12 protein-coding genes are annotated in these 22,210 nt (G+C 40.5%); 9 read left to right on the top strand and 3 right to left on the bottom strand.

The annotated features are described in order from the left end of the window. Positions 1 to 5: 5 nt before the first annotated feature. Positions 6 to 2,450 (top strand): alpha-amylase family protein, encoded by a 2,445-nt coding sequence (locus DS2_RS13670; protein ID WP_051479881.1) that lies wholly within the window; start codon positions 6 to 8, stop codon positions 2,448 to 2,450. Positions 2,451 to 2,496: 46 nt separating this feature from the next. Here the strand turns inward: DS2_RS13670 and DS2_RS13665 are convergent, their stop codons facing one another. After that, positions 2,497 to 4,899 (bottom strand): alpha-amylase family protein, encoded by a 2,403-nt coding sequence (locus tag DS2_RS13665; protein ID WP_035015386.1) that lies wholly within the window; start codon positions 4,897 to 4,899, stop codon positions 2,497 to 2,499. A gap of 81 nt (positions 4,900 to 4,980) precedes the next feature. Next, positions 4,981 to 5,697 (bottom strand): hypothetical protein, encoded by a 717-nt coding sequence (locus tag DS2_RS13660; protein ID WP_035015385.1) that lies wholly within the window; start codon positions 5,695 to 5,697, stop codon positions 4,981 to 4,983. 294 nt (positions 5,698 to 5,991) lie between these two features. Between DS2_RS13660 and DS2_RS13655 the strand changes: the two genes are divergently transcribed. The 8 genes from DS2_RS13655 (at position 5,992) to DS2_RS13620 (ending at position 20,085) form a co-directional block, all read left to right on the top strand. Next, positions 5,992 to 7,440 (top strand): sulfatase-like hydrolase/transferase, encoded by a 1,449-nt coding sequence (locus tag DS2_RS13655; protein WP_035015384.1) that lies wholly within the window; start codon positions 5,992 to 5,994, stop codon positions 7,438 to 7,440. 96 nt (positions 7,441 to 7,536) lie between these two features. Then, positions 7,537 to 11,232: a TonB-dependent receptor domain-containing protein gene (locus DS2_RS13650; protein WP_035015383.1), complete on the top strand. Its 3,696-nt coding sequence runs from the start codon at positions 7,537 to 7,539 to the stop codon at positions 11,230 to 11,232. Positions 11,233 to 11,318: 86 nt separating this feature from the next. Then, positions 11,319 to 13,184, top strand: coding sequence for an Ig-like domain-containing protein (locus tag DS2_RS13645; RefSeq protein ID WP_035015382.1), 1,866 nt, complete (start codon positions 11,319 to 11,321; stop codon positions 13,182 to 13,184). 68 nt (positions 13,185 to 13,252) lie between these two features. Continuing rightward, positions 13,253 to 14,245, top strand: coding sequence for an XdhC family protein (locus DS2_RS13640; RefSeq protein ID WP_051479880.1), 993 nt, complete (start codon positions 13,253 to 13,255; stop codon positions 14,243 to 14,245). After that, a complete protein-coding gene (locus tag DS2_RS13635; RefSeq protein ID WP_035015381.1) occupies positions 14,242 to 14,733 on the top strand; it encodes a (2Fe-2S)-binding protein in 492 nt (163 codons plus the stop codon). The genes DS2_RS13640 and DS2_RS13635 overlap by 4 nt, the downstream gene beginning before the upstream one ends. 1 nt (position 14,734) lies before the next feature. Beyond that, the gene (locus tag DS2_RS13630) at positions 14,735 to 16,930 is read left to right on the top strand and encodes a xanthine dehydrogenase family protein molybdopterin-binding subunit (RefSeq protein ID WP_035015380.1); all 2,196 of its coding nucleotides are present in this window, start codon (positions 14,735 to 14,737) and stop codon (positions 16,928 to 16,930) included. Between the two features lie 220 nt (positions 16,931 to 17,150). Continuing rightward, on the top strand, positions 17,151 to 19,043 hold the full coding sequence (locus tag DS2_RS13625; RefSeq protein ID WP_051479879.1) for a hypothetical protein: 1,893 nt from the start codon (positions 17,151 to 17,153) through the stop codon (positions 19,041 to 19,043). A gap of 178 nt (positions 19,044 to 19,221) precedes the next feature. Continuing rightward, complete coding sequence (locus DS2_RS13620) at positions 19,222 to 20,085, top strand: hypothetical protein (RefSeq protein WP_051479878.1); 864 nt, start codon at positions 19,222 to 19,224, stop codon at positions 20,083 to 20,085. A gap of 50 nt (positions 20,086 to 20,135) precedes the next feature. On the opposite strand, the gene DS2_RS13615 is transcribed toward DS2_RS13620, so the two are convergent. Further along, positions 20,136 to 22,085, bottom strand: a complete 1,950-nt coding sequence (locus DS2_RS13615; RefSeq protein WP_035015379.1) for a hypothetical protein — start codon at positions 22,083 to 22,085, stop codon at positions 20,136 to 20,138. Positions 22,086 to 22,210: the final 125 nt, after the last annotated feature.

The raw sequence follows: 22,210 nt of genomic DNA, 5'->3' as shown, positions 1-22,210 counted from the left end.
TTAAAATGAAGAAGATATTAATGGGTATTCTTCTACCCTCTATTACATTACTGACAACTGCATGTACGCATCAGTATACCAATACTGAATCATCACAAGCCGTCAGTGACAACAAGTATGAACAACAAGCTTTAGCTAAACTAGCAACGCTTAAAAACAAAATGGCTGTGGCCAAGGATAAAAATATTGATGTTACCCGCGAAGAAACGATTGTGTGGTTTTCAGAACAATTTTTAAAATTTGCCAATTGGGATGAAGCAAACTTAGATGCGATTGAAGCTGCATTTGGTTACGAGCGCTACTACAAACCGCGTAAAAAAGGACTTGCATTGGCTTTACCGGATTATGAAAGAAGAAAAGTTATCGAAATACTCGATAAAGGTATTCAAACGCTCGACTTAGAGCTAGAAGGAAAAATTAAACGACGCCCTGTCCGCAAAGTAGATTGGCAAAATACCAAAGCCGCCGATAATATGTTTTTAAGCCAAGGTAAGCCGATTTTTCCATATGATTATTTTTCAAAAACAGTAGGTCAGCCCTTAACCAATACAGATATATATAATGATCATTTAGGTGCAATTTACCACGGTGGCGAAAATTTATATCCAGTTGATCACGACAGAGCCATCAATTCATTCCTAGTTAAACAAGACGGTACTTTTGACCAAGAGCTACTTAAAGAGCTCACCAGTATTCCTGATACCAACATTGGCTTTTTATTATATTGGTTGATGGGTATCCCTGAATGGGTTGAACAACAAGAGCCAGAAGTGCGCAAAGGGCGCTCGTTATTTACCGGTTTTGACGTTGATAACCCACTTGCAAGAGAGCTTTGGGCCAAAATAATTCGAAAGACCGCTGAACTAACCAAAGGTAAAAAAGTAACCGAGCTAGGCTACATACTGGCCAACGAACCGCATTGGTTTGCTGAAAAAGGTTACCCAATGCAAAAGTATAAGGAGATGAACGAAATATCTTCTTATACTTTAACTAAATTTAGAAATTGGCTCCGCGACAAATACCAAGGCAACATAACAAAACTCAATAAAAATTGGCAAAGTAACTTTGATGATTTTGACAACATAACTATTGAAATACCAATTGACCCGATTTTAATTGGCCAACCCAAATGGTATGACTGGAGCCGCTATAATATGGATCGTGGAACGGAATGGTTTACCTTTATGCAAAATGAGTTGCATGCCGTTAACCCTCAAGCAGACACTCACATTAAAATAATGCCTAGAATGTTTTTGGATAATAACCGCTCGGGTGGCATAGACACTGAAGCGTTAACTGAACTGACAACCATGATAGGCCATGATGCTAAATCGTTTGGTAGCCCACCAATCCGGCCGCACTTATCGGCTAAATGGAACGAAAAATATGCATATTATTGGTCTGCCGTGACTATGTTTCATGACTTCCTTGAGTCGGTTGCCCCCAACAAAATTAATATAAACTCAGAATCACATTTTCTTTCATCCGGTGCATGGCGAGATATGGACCCACGCACTAGCTATGTTCGTAGTGTCTATTGGTTAGCAACACTGCACGGAATGGATGCAAACATGGGTTGGTTTTGGGCAAGAGATCCAGACGGTTCACCTGAAGATCGCTTAGAAGGTGAGTTGAGCTTTTTTGACCCTGGCCTTGCAGGTGCATTTGCAGGCTCAAACAACATGCAACCGCATGTGAGCAACGAAGTTACCCAAGTTATGTACGATCTAAATTCGTTTTCAGAAGAAATTATCTCCTTACGAGAACAAGTTAGACCCATACGTATTTTTTATTCTGAAACGTCAGCAATAAATAGCAAAGATTACATGACCAAAGCAAAAAAGTTATACGAAAAGCTCTTTTTTGAAGGTCTTCCTTTAGGGTACGCGACCAAAAATATTATTGAAAAACAAGATAATAGTAAGTGGGATTTAATAATTGTAGACAACAATCATTTTGTGACCGATGATGAGTTTAATGCACTACAAAATTACTTGTCTAACGGCGGAGTAATTGTTTTAACCTCCGCTGAAAATTTGGCTTACAACGAATATGGTGAAAAGCGCCCGCAGCAGCTACAGGCTAATAACGGCAAGTTGATTGTTTTACCTAACCAGACCAGCTTGGACGAAATCAAACATGTTGCATTAACTCATGTTCAGAAAACTAATCAACCAAAGTTAAAAGTTAAAGAAGACAACGGTCAACCATATAAAACAACCGCTTGGAGAGTTGTCGAACAAAACAATGGCTGTTATCTACTAAACTTACTCAACTTTGGCCACCAGCAAGCACACTTGCAAATTTATACTGATGCTAATGAGCCAATCAGCATGGTCGATTTAATGACGGCAAATAAAGTTGATTCGCAACTAAACTTGCAATCAGAAGGTGTATTATTGTTGCAGGTTAACGTGAATAACAGTGCAACCTGCCCCAGTAACAATTAGTTTTAAAAAAACAAAAGCCGTAAATAGAGCTCTTAGTTATTTACGGCTAGTTCAACTCCAACAACAACACCCCATTAGACGCTAAATCAAATTGATTGCCTAAGTTTTTTCCTGTCAGCATATCTGTAGCGGTTAAATCACCGGCATCTTTCGCTGTTATCACTAAGTTGGCACTACTGCTACCTAAGTTAACTATAGTCATCCAATACCCTTTTCCGTCTGGCTTTTTAACCACTCGCCATGTACAGGCTTTATGGCCAGTAGAGTTTACTTCGGTTAGATTTACTAAAGGATTATTTGCAGATACAAACTCAAGTGCTTTGTGCTTAATATCGCTTTCGTCTGCATCGGTTGGCATAGTAATTAACCTGCCTTGGCCTGCAGCAAGCACAGCTTGCCGAGGTTGACCATATTCATTTTTTGCTAAACTCGTAGCTGAATCTAAAATAACGGTACCACCATTATTTAAATAGCTTTGCAGCGCATTAAATTCAGCATCTGTTACATATTCGGTTTTATAAACAACGACCACATCCCAACTGCTATTATCTTGTTTTTGAATAATGTTTTGTGTTGCGTAGCCCATAGGAAAGCCTTCAAAAAACAACGGCTCATACATTTTAAACAACTCGGTCATATGGTTTGGTTTGTTAATTGCAGATGTTTCCGAATAAAACAAACGCACTGGGCGTCTTTGTTTACGCAGTGCCATGATTTCTTCTGAATAACTGTTTAAATCCATCATAACTTGGGTTAGTTCGTTGGCCACCTGGGGTTGCATGCCTGTTGAAGCGGCATAAGAACCCGCCATTGCAGGGTCAAAAAATTCAAGCTTACCTTCTAAACGCTCTTCTGGAGAGCCGTCTGGATCGCGCGCCCAAAACCAGCTTAAACCTGCATCCATCCCCATTAGTGTCGCTAGCCAAAAAGTATTTCGAACATATTCAGGTGAAGTGTCAAGTTCGCGCCACCACGAGCTAGATAAAAAGTGCGTTTCCGAATTGAAGTGAATTTTATTAGGCGCAACCGACTCCATAAAGTCATACGAAACCGCTAATTCTTCCCAAAAGTAGGCGTAATGTGCTTCCCACTCTTCTGGCGTTTGACTACGTAAATCGCGACCGCGTGTTTTCGCATCATCGCCAATCATAGTGGTTAATTCGGTTAATGCTTCTAAATCGATACCATGAGAACGATTATTCTCGGTAAAGACATCGGGCATAATTTTTATACTAGTGTCGGCATTTGGATTAACTGAGTGCAATTCATTTTGTAAAAAGGTAAACCAGTCAATGCTTCTGTCCATATTAAAGCGGCACCAGTCATACCATTTGGCGCTACCACGAATACTTGGGTCGACGGGAATATCGATAGCAACACTTTGAAAATCGCCAAAATTTGTCTGCCAATTATTATTCAACTCATGAATATTAGTGTATTTATTGGATAGCCAAGTTTGAAACTTGGCTAAAGTGTAAGTAGAGATTGAAGTCATTTCTCCGAAATTTTGTGTCCAGTGGCCTTTTTCTGAATACCAATGTGGTTCGTTTGATAAAATAAAGCCCATTTTAGTGGCGTTGTGGCTTGCCGACGCTTTGCCAGTTTCTTTAATAATTGTGCTCCAGCTTTGTCGAATAAGCGGGTTATCTATATCAAAACCGGTAAATAATGAGCGGCCTTTTTGTATTTCTGGCTCTTGTTCTAACATCCAATCAGGTATGCCGCTATTCCACAATAATGCATAACCAACATCTTTATTTGGATAATTTTTTAGCTGGCCCATGCGCCAATCTTGCACTGTGCCATCTTGCTTTAGCCAATATGGATTAATGCTAGGAATATGATCAACACTGCCTAAATAGTCATTATATAATCGTTCATCTGAAGTTGGATTACCCATAGACTTTGAAAAATAGTCGTATAAAAAAATGGGTTTCCCCTTACTAACAAACATATCTTGTTTAACGTCTATATTCTGCCAATCAACTTTAGCCACAGGCCGCCTAGTGATTTCACCCGCCAAAACTTTAGTCAGCGCATCTATGCCTTTATCCAAAATAACAATCACCTGTTCACGCTCAAACTGAGGTAAATAGCTGGCGTACTCACTTTTTTGCTCTTTAAACGGACTATAGCTTTCAAAAAACTTTTCAATTTGTGCTGGGTTGGCTTCATCCCAATCAGCATATTTTAAAAACTCCTTGGCAAACCATACGGCAGTTTCTTCGCGTGTTACGTCAATGCCTTGGTCGCTAGCATTTAACATCAAGGCTTCTAAGGTATGTATTTTTTGTAGTGCCGTTTCTTTTAACGTTAAACTAGCTTCTGTTTCGGGTGATTGTGTGCTTGGCGCCTGAGCATTAGGCACTTGTGTTTGTGAACCGCAAGATACACAAGCCGCGGCAATCATTGCAGCTAATAAATGTTTACAAAAATTAATGTTGCTCATTGTTACCTCATACAGCCAACTGGCCAAAAATATTTATACGGCTAAAAAAGCCAGCAAATTGCTGGCTTAGGAGATTTCGGATTATGGTTTAACAACCTTAAAATGTTTGCCTATAGGCTTAGTGACTTGTTTTTCGCTATCAACTTCAGCCAACCAGACCGTCCATGCATATTCGCCTTCTGGGTACTCAGCTAATATATTAGAAATGGGTAGAGAAAAAACACCAGGCTCTGCAACTGTAATTTTTACATTGCCCATGTTCTTCCAACCTTTTTTATCGTAAAGAATAAAGTGCAAATCTCTAGCTTGGGTTACTGCATATTTAACTTCTAGAACATGTTCAGCGTTATCTGAAACAACCTCAGGCCATGCAATTTTTTGTATAACGTCTCGCTGACTCATTTTTGCTTTCGCTGGCTGTTTAGGAATGGCTTTTACAACTTGCATATTTTGGCTAAGCTGTTCGCCAATTTTATCGTTCCAGTTTTTACCACGCGGGGTTATATACGCATTCCATTTGTAGTTACCCACTTTTAAATCATCAAGCGGCATTTCAAAATGGTAGTTACCCGATTTTTTAATGCGCTTCATAGTAGAAGTTACTTGTTTCCAATTATTGTCAATGTCTTGTACAGCAACGTGTAAATCACGCGTTTTGTCTAATTTCACCTGAACCCTAACAACTGGCACGTCGTCTACAGCCAATTTTGGTTGTACTTCAAAATGTACAATCTCGTCAGCGTTTACACTAAAAAAACTTTGTGACAACAGAGCAAAGACTAAAAAAATTTTCTTCATAACCACCTCATAAAATCATACCAAACATACCATGTTTAATACTCTCACAATGTTTAAAATTTGTAAATAAAAATAGAGTGTTAGCTTAATGCGGCTGTATACCTACATTCAGCTCACTTTTCGGTGGTCGTAAAAACCTTAAAACTAACATAATTATAAATTCAAGTAACATATTGATTAAATAAAAAACATATGCTTTAATTGCATTTAGATAAACATATGATGTTTATTTAGGTCACAAAATATATTGAAATACGGTAGTTTTTTATTTTAGTAATATAGGTAACAAAGTTTATGAATCTAGTTCGCCAGTTTATGTTATTAGCAACATGCCTAATCAGCATAACTGCTGTCGCTGCGACAAAATCACAACAGCCTAATATAGTTCTGTTATTTTCAGATGATGCCGGATATGCCGACTTTGGATTTCACGGCAGCAAAATAATGAAAACGCCTAACCTAGACAAAATCGCCCAACAAGGTGTGCTTTTTACCCAAGGTTATGTAACCGATCCAACCTGCGGCCCTTCACGTGCAGGCTTAATCACAGGTAAGTATCAACAAAGATTTGGTTACGAAGAAAATAACGTGCCTGGTTACATGAGTAAAAACACTGGTGTAGATGGTGACGAAATGGGTATCCCTACCAACGAAGTAACTATGGGCGACTATTTAAAACGACTTGGTTACGCCACCGCATTTTATGGCAAGTGGCATGTAGGTGGTGCAGATAAATTCCACCCAACAAAACGTGGTTTCGACGAATTTTATGGCTTCCGTGGCGGCGCTCGTAGCTTCTGGCCATACACAGCCACCAATAAGCCACCAAGCAAATTAGATTACATGGAACGCGGCTTTGGCTTTTATGAAGAACATGAAGGTTATTTAACTGACGTATTGGCTGATGAAGCTATCGACTTTATCGAACGTAAGCATAAAGAACAAAAACCATTTTTCGCTTTTGTTTCATATAACGCTGTTCACACCCCAATGGAAGCAACTGAAGAAGATTTAGCCCAGTTTCCAGAATTAACGGGCAATCGCAAAATTGTTGCAGCAATGACTTTAGCAATGGACAGAGCAACAGGCAAAATTTTAGACAAACTTGAAGAGCTGGGTATAGACGATAACACCATAGTGGTATTTACCAATGACAATGGTGGCCCAACTGACAAAAATGCATCTGACAACGCACCTTTCAGTGGTACTAAATCTAACCATTTAGAAGGTGGTTTACGCGTACCTTATCTAATCAAATGGCCTGGAAAATTCAAGGCTGGTAGCAAATATAACTACCCTGTAATGACCTTTGATTTATTACCAACCTTCTATGCAGCAGGCGGCGGTAACGTTGCAGACTTAAAAGGCATAGACGGTAAAAACCTAATCCCTCATGTAACCGGTGAAAACCAAGCTCGTCCACACGACATTCTATATTGGAAAAAAGATGTACGCGCCACCATCCGCCAAGGCGACTGGAAACTGATTCGCTACCCAGACCGTCCTGCTGAACTTTATTACGTACCTAACGATGTAAAAGAAATTCGCGATATGGCAGCAGAACAGCCAGAGCGTGTCCGTCAAATGTTCAAAACCTTATTTGAATGGGAATCAACTTTAGAACGTCCGCGTTGGTTGTTGAAACGTAAATTCGAAAATTACGACATTGACCGAATGGACAAATATAGATGGGAAAAGCTCGATGCTAAATCAGCTAAATCGGGTGATGTGATAGTGAAGTAACGCAATCACCGAAAATACAACTATTCTTAGTAGTTATTGAAGGAACAACGACTACTAGGAGGAAGCACTAAACTTAAAAATAAGTGGAGAGGCCACATGAAATACAACTTTAAACTCAAAGCAGTAACTGCAGCAGTATTAGCAACGTGTTTTGCAACCACTGCTTACGCAGCTGAAGAAGACACTGAAGTTGATTCAGTTGATCAAAACAAAACAGCTGAAGATATTGAAACCATTGAAATCAAAGGCTTTCGTGGTAGCTTAAGAAAAGCCATGAACGCTAAGCGTTTTTCTCAAAGTGTTTCAGACTCGATTCACGCAGAAGATGTGGGTAAATCAACCGACCAAAATATTGCAGATGCATTGTCACGCGTGACGGGTGTCACCGTAACTGAAGAAAATGGCGAAGGCGCACGTATCTCAATTCGTGGGGCAGGCCCTTCTATGAACCAAATCAGCATGAATGGTGTGGCATTAACAGGTGGCTTATCTGATCCAGGTAGCGATGGCATTCAAGACAATAGTGTGGATTTAAGTTCTTTCTCATCAGATATATTATCGTCAATTGATGTTGTAAAAACAGCCGCAGCTGACCAAGACGAAGGTTCATTGGGTGGTAGCGTTAGCTTACGCACAGTTAAACCACTTGCACTACAAGATGACAGATTAACCGCTACCATTGAAGGTCGTTACAATAAATACGCAGACGAAAACGATATTCGGGTAAACGGCAGTTTTTCTAAAAAGTTCTTTAATGATGTTTTGGGTGTAATCGTTACTGTATCGCATGATAATCAAAAAACCCGCCAAGACCGAATTCAATCAGATTATGTTAATGGTGTTTTACCGATTGCCGATTGGGAGGCAGACAGCGGCCGTAAAGCAACTGATTTAAACGGCAAACAAATTCGTGTATTAGGTTATACAACAGACGATGAAGGTGTGCGTACATTAAACGATGTTTCAAGCCTAACAAACTATGACGAAGCAACCCAAGTAGCTATATCTGAAGATGAAGCTTGGGCAACCGCGAAAGAGTTTTATCGTATTGGCTTAAACCGAGACGAGCGTAAAAGAACCTCTATTTCGTCTGGCATTCAATTACGTCCAACTGATAGTTTAGACATTCAACTAGATTTAACCCATACACAACAAAAAACCATAGATGATGAGCATGCTTTAACTCTTAATATGGCGCCAGCTAATCAATTACAAACATCTGACGATATTAATGTAATTGACTTATCAACCCATACAATAGAAAAAATGTATGGTCGTAGTTTTACCGGTGGTTTTAACCGTACATCAGGTGAACGCGATTTAGAAACCAATGTTGCATCATTATCTGTTGATTACCATATTACCGATAATTTAAACGTTAAATTATTGGCGGGTTACTCTAAAACCGTTGATGAAACGCCTTTGCCAAACACACCAGGCCAATATATATCAATGAGCACCAATACTTGGGGCACAGCAGGCAGAGATGCTGTTCTTGCAATGCCTAATTTTGAAAATGTTGGTTATGATTGTACTCAAGGTAGCATTACCGACTGTAATATAGTGACAGGCACAACACTAGGTGTATTTGATGCCTTTGATGGCACACCAATAGACGTTCGCAGCCGTTTTAATCCATTTGACTTACAGCATAACCATGTAGGTGGTTTTACTTTCCGTAACAATGCTCTAGAAGACAAAAACAAATCATTGTTCTTGGATTTAGATTATCTATTAGATACCGATTATCTAACTAAAATTGAGTTTGGTGTGAAATACGCTAAACGTGAGCGCCAAGTATTGGTTAGTAACGTTTCCATCACCAATGCTGGTGATATTCCAGCTGAGGGGGAAGAAACTAGCGAACCGCCGAGAGGTTTAGGCAATATCAATGTGGGCGATATCTTATCGCAAGAATCTTTCCCATACGATAACTTCGCACAAGACATTCAAGCTGATCGTTCAAATGCTTTATTTAACGGCTGGCCAATGTTGGATACGCAAAAAGCGCTAGGTATTATCACTAATGGTGACGATTTAGAGGAACGTGTCAATTTTGGTAATAGCCGATTTATTGAAACAGAAACAGCTGCAGCTTACCTTAAACTCAATTTTGAAGGGTTTGATGGCCGCCTAACAGGTAATATTGGTGTACGTAAAGTTAGAGACGAAAATGCAGCAATTGGCTTTGGTGAATTAAGATATATCAACGTCCCTCAACTAGTTGACCCATATGATTTGTTAGTCGTGCGTAACTTAGGGGATATGTCACAGCCTGCCTGCCCTGAAGCTCAAGTTGGCGAATTTGGTGGAAAAAGTGATTGGCGTGGTGTTGTCCCAAATGACAGTGAACTTAGAAACTGTTGGGCTTGGCAAGTAACCCATGCTTACAACCGAACAGACGCTTCTACCTACCCGTATGATACAGCGACAGGCGAATTTTTGCTGGCTGGCCCTGATGGTACAGCGCAGCAAGACGTTAACCGCGTATTGTGGATGAATAGTGATGGTACCATTCAAAACTCAATTCCTGTCAATTCAGAATTGACTATTTACACAGACCAAGCAGGCGTGACTAAGTCTTCAAATGCTGGTAATTGGGTACGTTTTGGTGCACCAGCACAAGCACCAATCTGGCCATTTATTTCTCGTGAGACTAGTAGATTTTCAGATGGTCCAAATGGACCTATTAGTGAACATGATGAAAAAACCTACTATCGTGTTGGTATTGCCACCGATTCATCAACTACTGAAGCTTTATTACCTAGCTTAAATTTAAACTTTGCTGTTAATGATGAAATGATTGTGCGTTTTGCCACCAGTAAAACCATGACGCGTCCAAATATTGACTCTAGAAATCCACGTACCCAAATTAGAGAAAATCAGTGGGGCACAACCGACGGTCAAGCAGGTAATACTAAACTTGATTTCTTAAAATCAACCAACTTAGACCTTTCATTTGAGTGGTACTTCAATGAAGAAGGTATGGTTTCTGTTGCATTGTTTAATAAAGACATGCAAGGACAAGAAGTAAGAGTACAAACACCATATCATTACAAAGATAAAAAGACAGACTACAACATGACTGACTTTAATATCTTGATGCCATTTGATGAAAATCGCACACCTGGTGATGCAGATAACTGTCATTCACATAGGTTTCCAGCAGGCTGGATCGACCAATGGGAAATTACTTGTGATGTTGCAGTTATTGATCAGGTTAGAAACGCAGGTGGTTCGAAAATTACTGGTTTAGAGCTTGGTTATACACAAACTTATGACTTCTTACCAGGCATACTATCTGGCTTAGGCGCAAGCATTAACTATACCTACCAAAGCTCTGAACAAGATGATTTAGAAATTGGTACAACAGGCGTATTTATTGAAAGCATGCCTGTAGAGTTAACACCTGAACATTCTGCTAATACCACTATATTTTGGGAACAAGACGGCGCAAGTTTACGTTTAGCCCACAGATATACGGGCGTACAGCTAGTTAATGGTGGTATTTTAGGTGGTGCGGTGTGGCAAGAAGAAACCAGCCGTTTAGACTTTAGTGCCAACTACCAAATTAATAAAAATTTCACTGTGACATTTAACGCACTTAACTTGTTAGATGACGATCGTCGCACATTCTACACCATAGGAAATGCGACTGATGCGACTAACACAGATAGTGTTGATATCCGACTAGACGAAGGTAACTACTTTAACGGCGGTGTAAAAACCAGAACCTTTGCGGCCTTTAAAACAGGTCAGCAGTTCCGTGTTGGTCTTCGTTTAAATTTCTAGGCTGAAATTAAACAAAGTTAAATGAATCATTGAATTGAGCAGTTGCATAAACAACTGCTCGTACTAAAAGAATTTGGAGAAGTAAGATGAAACACAACTTACTATTTAAAACGGCTACAGCTATTGCAGTAGTTTCTGCGCTAAGCGCATGTAAATCAGACGTAGAAGAAGGCTATAACGCAAACTTTATTAGTGACGAGCCAGTAACATTCGACTCTGAGCAAATCTTAACCGAAAGTTATACTGAAAACTCAGGCTTAAAAACAATTGACCTGTTAGCTGGCGCTATGGTTGGCGACAAACCAGCAGCTGAGTTCACTGGTAACTTGGCAATCCGCCAAATTGAAATGGCAGTGGATAAAAACTTTTTAACCCCACAGTCTGAAAGTAATTCGTTAAATAATTTAACCATTTCCCCTTTTGTAATTTCACAAGATGGTCGCAGCTTAGAAGTTGATACGGATAAGTTTGCTGAAAGCTTACGATTTTGCGACAACACAGATAAGCGTGGCGGTGGTAAAGATTCTGATGGCAACCCTATTGCCGACGGCTTCCCTGATTTTCCTAAAAGTGTAACTTACACAATTAGTTATGAAGTAAACAATGGTTATACCTATTCTGATATAACTCAAATACCACGCAGAACTCTACAGCTCACAATGAACGCAGCAACTGACCCTGTAACCAGCGTAAGCATTGCTGATGTAAGCGTACCAGTTGGCGGTAGCTCGCAGGCATCAGCCGCAACTGCACCTACTTACGCATGTGAAAGTGGTATCACCTACTCTATTGCAGATACGTCAATAGCAACTGTAGATGCCAACACAGGTGTGGTCACAGGCGTTAAACGTGGTACAACCACAATTACTGCAACTAGTGTTGATGGTGGCCATACTGCTACCGCAGAAGTAACGGTTACAGCTGGTTTCACTTTAGCAATTACTAATGGCGAAAAAGATGACCTCGGTGCATACACAGGTAAAAAGTCTGTGCCTGCATGTAGCAAATCAGCTGTAGTGGTTGAACCTCAATTAGAAATTCCAGGAAAAGAGTTAACCGGTGAATATACGTTTGATTTTGAGTCTTCAAATACCACCGATTTCACATTTGAATCAGCGCTAAACTACGGGTTCGGCCAAACCGCTATGTTCACCCCAGGTGCAATTGGTACAAAAACCAATGTAACAGCCTCGTACTCTACGGGTGAAACACATGGTGTACCTGCATCAGCAATTGCTGACCAAGCTGTCGAATTAACAGTTGTTGATAATGTTGCTTGTCATACCACCAACCCTGCAGATGGTACGACTTACGATTTCGATTACGCGTTTGAGCACGACACTATGTTAAACAGCGATACGCATGTAAAAGTAAGTACTGCTAATAACTCTACTCGTTGGGTACCTTTAGGTACAGCAGCTAGTGTTTCAACAGCTATTGGTGAAGGTATTGCTGGCTCTAATGCAATAAAAGTAATAGTTAAAGATGCTGATTTTAACGATCCAATCAAAAAGGATGGCTTTGGAACACTACTACAACGCTGGAATTCAAGTACTGCAAGCTGGACAGCTAGCAATTTTGGTCGCCCTGCGTTTATTGGTAAAACATTCAAATTTTCAGTTTGGGTTAAATTACCGAATAAAGTAGCTGAAGGTGAACAAAGAAGCATGACCAACTTTATGTTTACTTGGAAAACCGCTGACGATACTACTTATCATTCAGCAGATGAATACAACAGCTGGGCACGTCGTCATGCACCATTTAACATGCAATTAACCCAACCTTTAGCCAATACAACTGATTGGCAACAAGTTGAATTTGGTGAGTTCACCATTCCAGCAGAATGGGATGCGTTACCGCAAGTCATCAAATTCGGTTTTGAATTTGAAGGTGCATTTGCCAATGGCGATGAAATGATAATTGATGACCTATCAGTTGTTGAAGTTAACTAATCGCTAAACAAGCTGAAGGGCAGCCTGTGTGCTGCCCTTTTTTATAACCAAGGTTTAATAAAATTGAGATGAATTCACACAATCATGTTCAATCTATATTGCAAAATTGGCTAGATGTAAAAGATCAATACCAGTGGGCACTAGCCAGCGTTATTGAAATTTCAGGTTCGTCGTACCGTAAACCCGGCGCAATTATGCTAATAAACAACCAAGGCCGCAGCATGGGCATGTTAAGTGGCGGTTGTTTAGAAGCGGATATCATTTTACAAGCACAAAAAGCAATATTTTTACAAAAGCATAAAACCCTTGTTTATGACACTAAAGACGACGGTGCATCGCCTATCCACTTTTTAGGATGTGGCGGCAGTATTACCGTGTTAATTCAACCTTTAAATGAGACCAATCATTTTCAATATTTGCCTGAGTTGTACAACACACTAACCACGAACAAACAAGCCTATTATCACATTAACACTCAACAAAATTTAGTTTGCAACCAAGCTTTTAGCCATATAAACCAAGCAACAACACAAAAGCCTTTTTACTATCAAGCACAAGTGCATCTAGCCATATTTGGCGCGGGCTTAGACGCCATTCCTATGGTTAAAATGGCACAAGTTTTAGGTTGGCAGGTATCCTTATTTGACTATCGTTCCACGCATGTGGGCATCAAACAATTCCCACAACCATTTAGCTATTACAAACAGCTATTTTCACAACTGCCACACATACATTTTGATGCCGCCATTGTCATGGGTCACAACCTAGAGTTTGACGCCCAAGCACTAAGCTATGTACAAAGTAGCAACGCCAAATATATTGGCATGTTAGGCCCCAAACACAGGCAAGAAAAAGTAATAGATAAACTACCAGAGTTGGGTCAACAACTCACTAAGCCACTTTATGGCCCCCTTGGCCTTGATATAGGTGGAGAATTGCCGGAAGAAATAGCTTTGAGCACGCTAGCTGAAGTAAAGGCCGTGCTTGCCAATAAACAAGAATTACACCTCAAACAACCATTATTACCCAGTTACATTAAGGAAAAGGCGCTAACAATATGAAATATACATTGTCGATAAATAACAGAGTACACCAGGTTGAAGCCGAACCTGATATGCCTGTTTTATGGGTACTTCGTGATCTGCTTAACTTTACAGGCACCAAGTTCGGTTGCGGTAAAGGCCTGTGTGGTGCTTGTACAGTATTGCTAAATGGTCAAGCATTGCGCTCCTGTAGTTTACCTATTTCGGCAGTAGGCGATGGCAAACTCGCAACCATAGAAGAAGTAGATCGCATCGCTGAATACAAAAAAAATGCCATAGCAATAAAACAAGCTTGGCAAGACAACAATGTTCCTCAGTGCGGCTACTGTCAACCAGGGCAAATTATGTCAGCAATCGCTTTGGTTTCCAACAACTCGCGACTAGACAAACAGGCAATCAAAAATGGTATGTCGGGTAATATTTGCCGTTGCGGTACCTATGCACGAATTGAAAAAGCCATTTGTTCTGTCGCTGGGGTTAATTGTAAAGAAATGGAGAGCAAATAACATGGATAACGCCTTAAACATACAAAATGTTAGCCGTCGCCAATTTATTAGGGGTGCAAGTGCGAGTACTGCAGTATTCAGTTTGCAATGCACCATTCCTCTATCAGCATTAACTGTCGCAGAACAAGCTCAGGCCCAAAGCGGCAGCGCACTCAACTTGTTTGTGAATATTGCCAAAGACAATACTGTCACACTGACTTGTCATCGTTCCGAAATGGGTCAAGGCATACGCACCAGTGTCGCTCAAGTTATTGCGGATGAATTAGAAGCAGACTGGCAATATGTAAATGTAATCCAAGCAATTGGTGACAAAGCCTATGGCGATCAAAATACCGATGGCTCTCAATCGATCAGACGCTTCTTAACCGAATTACGCCAGTTCGGCGCGTCAGCACAATATATGTTAAAACAAGCTGCCGCGAATTTTTGGCAGGTTGATATAAGCCAATGCGAAGCAAAAAATCATTATGTTACAAATAACAACAACGGTCGCAAACTTAGTTATGGTGATTTAGCCGAACTTGCCAGCGCAATCACAGTGCCAGACGCAAACCAGTTAACCTTAAAAAAACCAGAACAATTTAACTACATTGGTAAAGGTTTAAAGTCGCTCGATTTAGACAGCATGATTAATGGCACAGCAGAATATGGGCAAGATGTGCAAATTCCGAATATGCTATATGCTTGTTTAAAGCGTGCCCCTGTGATGGGCAGCACCATAGCTAAAGTTGACTTAGACAATACAAAAAAACAAGCAGGCGTTGTTGATGCTTTCACTATGGGTGAACATAGCTTTCCGGTTACATTTAATGCTGTATCAAGCGTTGCTGTTGTTGCAACAAATACTTGGGCAGCAAAAAAAGCACTGGATGCTCTAAACATTCAATGGCGTGACAGCGAATATAGCCAATACGATAGTCAAGCCGACGTTCAGACCAAACAACAAATGGCAGAAAATGGCAAAAGTAAACGCCAAGCACAAGCCAATAAACAAGGACCCAAACCTAAAGATTTAACCGAATTAACGGCAACCTATACGCTGCCCTATCTAGCGCATGCACCAATGGAACCGCCAGCCGCGACAGCCATGTTTCATAAAGATGGCAGCTGTGAGATTTGGTCGTGTGTTCAATCCCCGCAAGCAGTGCAACGTAATGTTGCTCAAAGAGTAGGCTTAAAACCCGAGCAAGTTAAAGTTAATGTTACTCTATTAGGTGGTGCGTTTGGACGTAAAGCACAACCCGATTTCGTTGTCGAAGCAGCACTTATCGCAAAACGTATGGGCCAACCTGTAAAAGTAGTTTGGTCACGTGAAGATGATATTCAGCACGATTACTACCATACAAACAGTGTTATACACCACAAAGCACAAATCAGCCGAACAGCAGGCTTATATCGTTGGGATACCCATGTCGCATTCACGCCAATTCAATCTTTATGGAACATCAACAAAGACATCCCAAACAAGAATTTTGAATTACGCGATATTATTCGCCATAACTTCAACATTGATAAAATGCAAACGCACGCAGTCAGCTCACCAGCTCATACTCGTATAGGCTGGTTGCGCTCTGTGGCAAACATTCAAAATGCGTTCTCGATTGGCTGTTTTATGGATGAAGTTGCACACGCGCTAAAACAAAACCCACTTGCTCACTGGAACCACTTGCTTGGGAACCAACCAGAAAACAGCAAGCTTAAAAACGTAACCAATCGTGTGTGTGAAATGGCAAATTGGCAGCAACGCGATTCACTACCCGAAGATGAAGCACTAGGTTTAGCGGCACACCATAGCTTTGCTAGTGATATAGCTGTGGTTAGTCATGTAAAAGTGACAGGTAACAAACTTACAGTTAAAAAGGTTTATTTGAGCATTGATGCTGGCACTATAGTTAATATAGATAGAGTTAAAGCACAAATGGAAAGTGCGATAATTTTCGGTTTATCAATCGCCTTGTTAAATGAAATTAGTTTTAAAAATGGAGCGGTGGAGCAATCGAATTTCCATGACTTTCAAGTACTCAGAATCAATCAGTCGCCAGAAATACAAGTTGATGTGGTTAAAAGCACTGACAAACCGGGCGGTGTCGGCGAACCTGGGGTCCCACCTGTACCACCGAGTATAGTCAATGCAGTATATGCCGCCACTGGCAAACGGCATAGAAGCCTTCCACTAAACCAATTCTACACTGTGTAACAATTCCCTATGTGTTCACCAACCTTTATGTGTAGCTACAACTACACATACTGGTTGGTTTTTTTCCCATTCCACCCAACCATTACATACTACATTTAAATACATAACATCTTTATTGACCTAGTAAATAAACTGATGTAGCATTTTTGTTAACTGGCTGTAATGGAATATTCTGCCAGTCACCACAAAGCACTTTACACAACACAATTTGAGGATTTATATGAAGAACCGACAACCCTTGGTAGTAGGTACCCTAGTCTGTGCATTTGCATTGAGCACACAAGTTAATGCAGCGGGTCTTGCAAACCCAACAACCTTTTCGGCAAAAAGCGACAGCTGGAAGGTTAATTACGCTAAAGCTTTTGATGATAATTTAAACAACGAAGCCAGCGCCAATGCCCGTGGCACAAACTCAAACGTATGGTTGGAGTTTGATTTTGGCAGTCAACACAGTGATTTCGATGTGTCTTTTTTGGAAGATAACAGTTACCCGTATTCGGTTTCTCGCTGGAAAGTTCAAGGTTGGGAAAATGGCCAGTGGCAAGATATAGGCAACTGGCGGGCACACAATTCAACTGATTTTGATCCAGCATTTCCGATCCCCAACAATTATACAACCAGCAGAATGCGTGTATTATTTCAGGCTGCTAGTGGGCAAGAAGTTGGTTTAAATGAGTTGAAAATAACAGGTCAACCTGCTGGTTCGGGCGGCAATTCTGGCCCTGCAAATATATCTGACAGTGACTTCTACACAGCACCAACCCAATACAGCGTTTCATATAATCTAGTCAATCACTTTGGTGTTAATAACTCAGATAACAATGACGATAGCGCCAAACTACAACAAGCTATTGATGAGATCAGCGCTAAACCGAAAGGGGGGAAATTATTTATTCCCGCTGGCGATTATTACTTTTTAAATGTTCATGTGCGCTCTAATGTCCATATCGAGATCGCCAATGGTGCAACAATTTATCCAACGCCAAACAACGATGGCCGCAACCACAGAATATTTGAAGTCGGTACCTTTGGGGAGCCTAAAGTTGAAAACTTCAGTGTTGTTGGGCGCAATAACGGTTTCACCGTAGATTTTCGCCAGTCTAACGATCCTAATTTAGCGGTATTCAACCTAGGCGATATCGATAACTTCAAAATATCTAACTTTAAAATTGAAGACAACAAAACCATATTTGCATCATTTTTAGTTGGCGTAACTAGACGAGGTAATAATCTGTATTGGCCTCATAACGGCATAATTGAAAAAGTAACTCAAAGAAATGCGCTCTTTGGTTATGGAGTAGTACAAACCTATGGCGCTGATAATATTCTGTTTAGAGATCTAGATGGTGAAGGTGGTATCACACTTCGCATGGAAACAGACAACCTGGTCATGAAAAACCTCAAACAAGGTGGTATTCGAGACATCTATGCGCAAAACATAAGCTGCACCGATGGTTTAGCTGCAGTAATGTTTGGTCCACACTTTATGGAAAATGGCGCCGTAGAAGTAAATGGCGTCGAGTCTAATGGTTGTGGTTTTGCAGTACGTGTCGACAAAGGTTTTGTTGAGTTATTTAGCCCAGCAAATGAAAGCCATACTCGTAACAGTTGGAAAGCGGCTGTAGAAGCTGAAATTGGCAATGGCTGTGCACAAACACCATATGCGCGCGGAAACGGCGGTACCCGCTGGGCTTCACGTATTACCGACATCCCACGTTGTTTAAATGAGGTATACCGCATTCATGGCTTAAAACCGGGTTCGTTTGAAAAATCGGATATTTACAACGTTACCGCTAACTACGGAACCAATGCACACTTAAAACAAGATCAACTAGATTATTTTGAGTTAATGAACCCAGCCTGTAACCGCGTGTGTTTACCTACAAATGCGCAATGGCCTAAACAAGGGCAAATATATTTAGGCCCATCTCTAGGCGGAGTAATAGATAAAAATGTTCAGGGTGAAGAATACAACTTTGAGGTAATTATTCACAACTTAAATACTTCAGGCTTTCCTAGCCCGCACCATCAAACAATTGATAGCACGACATCCTCAAGCCGTGTTTGTAACTATTATGGCATGTCAACTTGCCCAAATAGCCGATGGAACTAAACAGGTCCTAGTGTTTAATCCAACTATAAGCCCCGTATTGGGGCTTTATTCTCTTCGTCTAGAACAACACATCTCATTAACACAAAATAAAACATTGCAAAACATATGATGTTTAGGTAAATTTACAAACAGGTTGATAATTACTCAACTGAAAACACCCAAATGTAAAGGTTATTCTATGCTTAAATCTGTGTTAACCCTTGTTGCTATGTTGTCTACTTTCACAGCGTCTGCAAATACCACCTATACTCTGCAAGCTTCCTACGAACACAAAACCCAAGACAGTTATGAGTATCAAGCGCTTAAACTTGCGTTAGACAAAACAACTGCGGACTACGGACCATATAAGCTCAAGGTCACCGACGAACCAGTGCCCCCTAGCCGTTTTATAATTGAAGCGAACGCTCAGTCAAAAGAGAACTTTATTTTTGTTGACTCGGTTAATAAAGAATATGTTGAGCAACTTTCGCATGCCAATTTCCCAGTGCTATTGGGCATAATTGGTTATCGAATACCACTCGTATCAAGCGATCTAAAATCTCGCGGCTACACTATTTCGAGCCGAGAAGAATTAATGACTTATTCAATGATTCAGGGCAAAGGCTGGTTGGATACAGACATACTAAAAGACAATGGATTTAAAGTGCATACTGGCAAGTACATTGAAGGGCTATTTCACATGGTTGCTGCAGAACGAGGTAATTTTTTTCCAATTGGCGCTTCACAAATCACCACCGCAATACAAAATTTTAAACATGTTGAAGGCCTGAGCATAGACGACAAAATTCTCCTGTATTACCCACTCCCTAGATTCTATTTTATGGGTAATAAAAATATTGGAAAAATGGCACGCGTAGAGTATGGCTTAAAACTAGCGTATGAAGATGGCAGCCTACAAAAGTTGTGGCAGCAACATTTCCTGCAAGCTATCGCAAGTGTGAATATGGAACAGCGCAAGTTGTTTAAGTTTAATAATAAATATATTAGAAATATCGACCGCAGTTACGAACAATATATTTATAATCCGTTCAAAAACAATTAATGGCCGTAAACAGTTGCAGCTGCAGTAGTACCGCAGCTGCACCACAATAATTATTTATTGATAAAATCAGTTGCTGGTTCGCCATTCGGTAAACGCATATCACTACGGTATAACACCTTAACATCTGCATTAGGTAAACCATCCGACACAATATTCGCTTGGCTTAAATCTACAGGGAAATAACCGACAAATGGCGATTGGTCACCCACTTCAGTCGCTGAATATTGATTAAACAATAACACAGGCGCTGTTGGGAAAATCGTATACCAGCGGCTACCAGAAGGGTTGTCAAAATCATCTGGGGTGATCGCAGCCTTTTGTGCATCAGTTAACTTTCTCAAATTGGCAATTCTTTTAGTTTGCAAATCACCCCTACCTAAATTATCAATCGACTTGCCGTTTTGCTTGGCTAAATACGCACGGTTAAAGTCGTTAATCATATAAGTGGCCAAATTACCTACTTCAGCAACAGGCTTGTCAAATTTGGTTTGACGTAGAACAATGTCGCCAGTAATTTTTAAATCATTTATGCGCCCACGCGTTAAATCCCGACATTTATTTTTACAGGCAAAAGAGCCTTTACCAATTAGTAGAGCTGTACCACTGTCAATCGCTTCAACGTTGTGAACATGAATATCTTTCATCACTTTAGCGTGCGTTTTTAACCAGACACCGGTAAAGCCATTGACGACTTTAACATTCGAAATTTTTATCTTGTTTGCTGACGTAAGGTATGGTCCTGCTCGGTTTGAGTTGTCTCTATTGGTACCATTGCCAGCCTCAACACGAACACCAATACCATTAAATGATTCAATATTGTCGATCTCAATCCAATCACCACCGTATACCTGCACCGTGCCATAACCAGTATGAGCGTTGATGGATTTAATATTTTTAACTGTGCCTTTTATCGGTGTACGGCCGTATGTTGGATTGCGTTGAATCGCGAACATATCCGGAATAATTTGCCCTGTTTCATCAACAAAATTACCATCATCGTCCATCGGCAATGGGATATTCGCCTTACCCATAGGCTTATTTTTACCATCTTTGTTCTTTTGATATCTATCTTTCAGAAACACAGGTTTACGACCAAATCTATAAGCGTAAGCACCGTCTTTATAGTCTCGGTCAGACGCAATTTGTATGGTTACAGATTCAGTGTGATTATCCAAAATTGTCATATTCGACACTTTAAAGTTTTTCGCATAATAAATACCGACCGGTACAGCACGAGTTAAATTGACAATACCACCATAAGCATTGCTCATTGAACCGTAATTGTGTGGCATATTGGTTCTAGCATCTATTGTGAAATTACGGTTGGGGTCAGTTGAGGTAATTTCTACGTTTTCTGTTCGTGCTTGCAATAAATTGTTTGGTCCACGACTGCGGCCAATAGCAAACAATGTAGAGGCCCTATATTTGTTGTCTTCTTTAACGCCACGCATCTCAATAATAACATCTGGATGTACTTGAAACTTGATGTTGGATGACATTTCGATGGCCGAAAGGCTAAATCTATTTTGGCCATTTTTGGCCGGCAAAAGCGTTACCAAACCATATGCTTTGCCAGTTTTTTTGTCTGGACGCCCTGCCCATCTAACTGCTGTTTGCACATCTTTGGTATTGTCGGTGTCTGCATTAAACACTTCATCCGCGTAGAGCGTGCGCTCTCTAACCGGCGCTTCACCCAGTTTATGCTCAAAAAATCCAATATTGCCAAACTCTCTGTCTTTAACAAATAAAGTTTCAAGCTGGCCATAACTGGTTAGATCCGTTCCGGTCTTTAGCGCTTCATCTATCCACTTTAGCTGTGTTTCAGCTGGCACTGGCGTTAGCGCTATTGACTGTGCCGTTTTGTTGGCGTGGTTCACGGCTGCTTGAGCGGTATTATTTTCATTTGCTGTATTCGAGCAAGATGCAGTGATAACAGCAGCGCCTATCGTCAATGCAGCACATACCCATTTTGCGGGGCCTGTTTTCATAGGTTTGTTCATAAAGTCCTCGTCGTGCAACTTAAGTTATGTTTCTTTTTTGTGGTGAATAAAGCTTACACTGCTAAAATATCTATTATAGATATTTACATAAAATTTACCTTTTATCTGGTTGCAGTATGCATCCA

The sequence above is a fragment of the Catenovulum agarivorans DS-2 genome, from assembly GCF_000568405.1.
Taxonomy (GTDB): domain Bacteria; phylum Pseudomonadota; class Gammaproteobacteria; order Enterobacterales; family Alteromonadaceae; genus Catenovulum; species Catenovulum agarivorans_A.
This window is presented reverse-complemented; position numbering and strand designations above follow the sequence as displayed.

Bases quoted from the DNA above. Each gene is read 5' to 3' on its own strand.
- DS2_RS13640 (WP_051479880.1), top strand. From the start codon at position 13,253: ATGAATTCACACAATCATGTTCAATCTATATTGCAAAATTGGCTAGAT.
- DS2_RS13635 (WP_035015381.1), top strand. From the start codon at position 14,242: ATGAAATATACATTGTCGATAAATAACAGAGTACACCAGGTTGAAGCC.
- DS2_RS13655 (WP_035015384.1), top strand. From the start codon at position 5,992: ATGAATCTAGTTCGCCAGTTTATGTTATTAGCAACATGCCTAATCAGC.
- DS2_RS13660 (WP_035015385.1), bottom strand. From the start codon at position 5,697: ATGAAGAAAATTTTTTTAGTCTTTGCTCTGTTGTCACAAAGTTTTTTT.
- DS2_RS13620 (WP_051479878.1), top strand. From the start codon at position 19,222: ATGCTTAAATCTGTGTTAACCCTTGTTGCTATGTTGTCTACTTTCACA.
- DS2_RS13630 (WP_035015380.1), top strand. From the start codon at position 14,735: ATGGATAACGCCTTAAACATACAAAATGTTAGCCGTCGCCAATTTATT.
- DS2_RS13665 (WP_035015386.1), bottom strand. From the start codon at position 4,899: ATGAGCAACATTAATTTTTGTAAACATTTATTAGCTGCAATGATTGCC.
- DS2_RS13645 (WP_035015382.1), top strand. From the start codon at position 11,319: ATGAAACACAACTTACTATTTAAAACGGCTACAGCTATTGCAGTAGTT.
- DS2_RS13650 (WP_035015383.1), top strand. From the start codon at position 7,537: ATGAAATACAACTTTAAACTCAAAGCAGTAACTGCAGCAGTATTAGCA.
- DS2_RS13615 (WP_035015379.1), bottom strand. From the start codon at position 22,085: ATGAACAAACCTATGAAAACAGGCCCCGCAAAATGGGTATGTGCTGCA.
- DS2_RS13670 (WP_051479881.1), top strand. From the start codon at position 6: ATGAAGAAGATATTAATGGGTATTCTTCTACCCTCTATTACATTACTG.
- DS2_RS13625 (WP_051479879.1), top strand. From the start codon at position 17,151: ATGAAGAACCGACAACCCTTGGTAGTAGGTACCCTAGTCTGTGCATTT.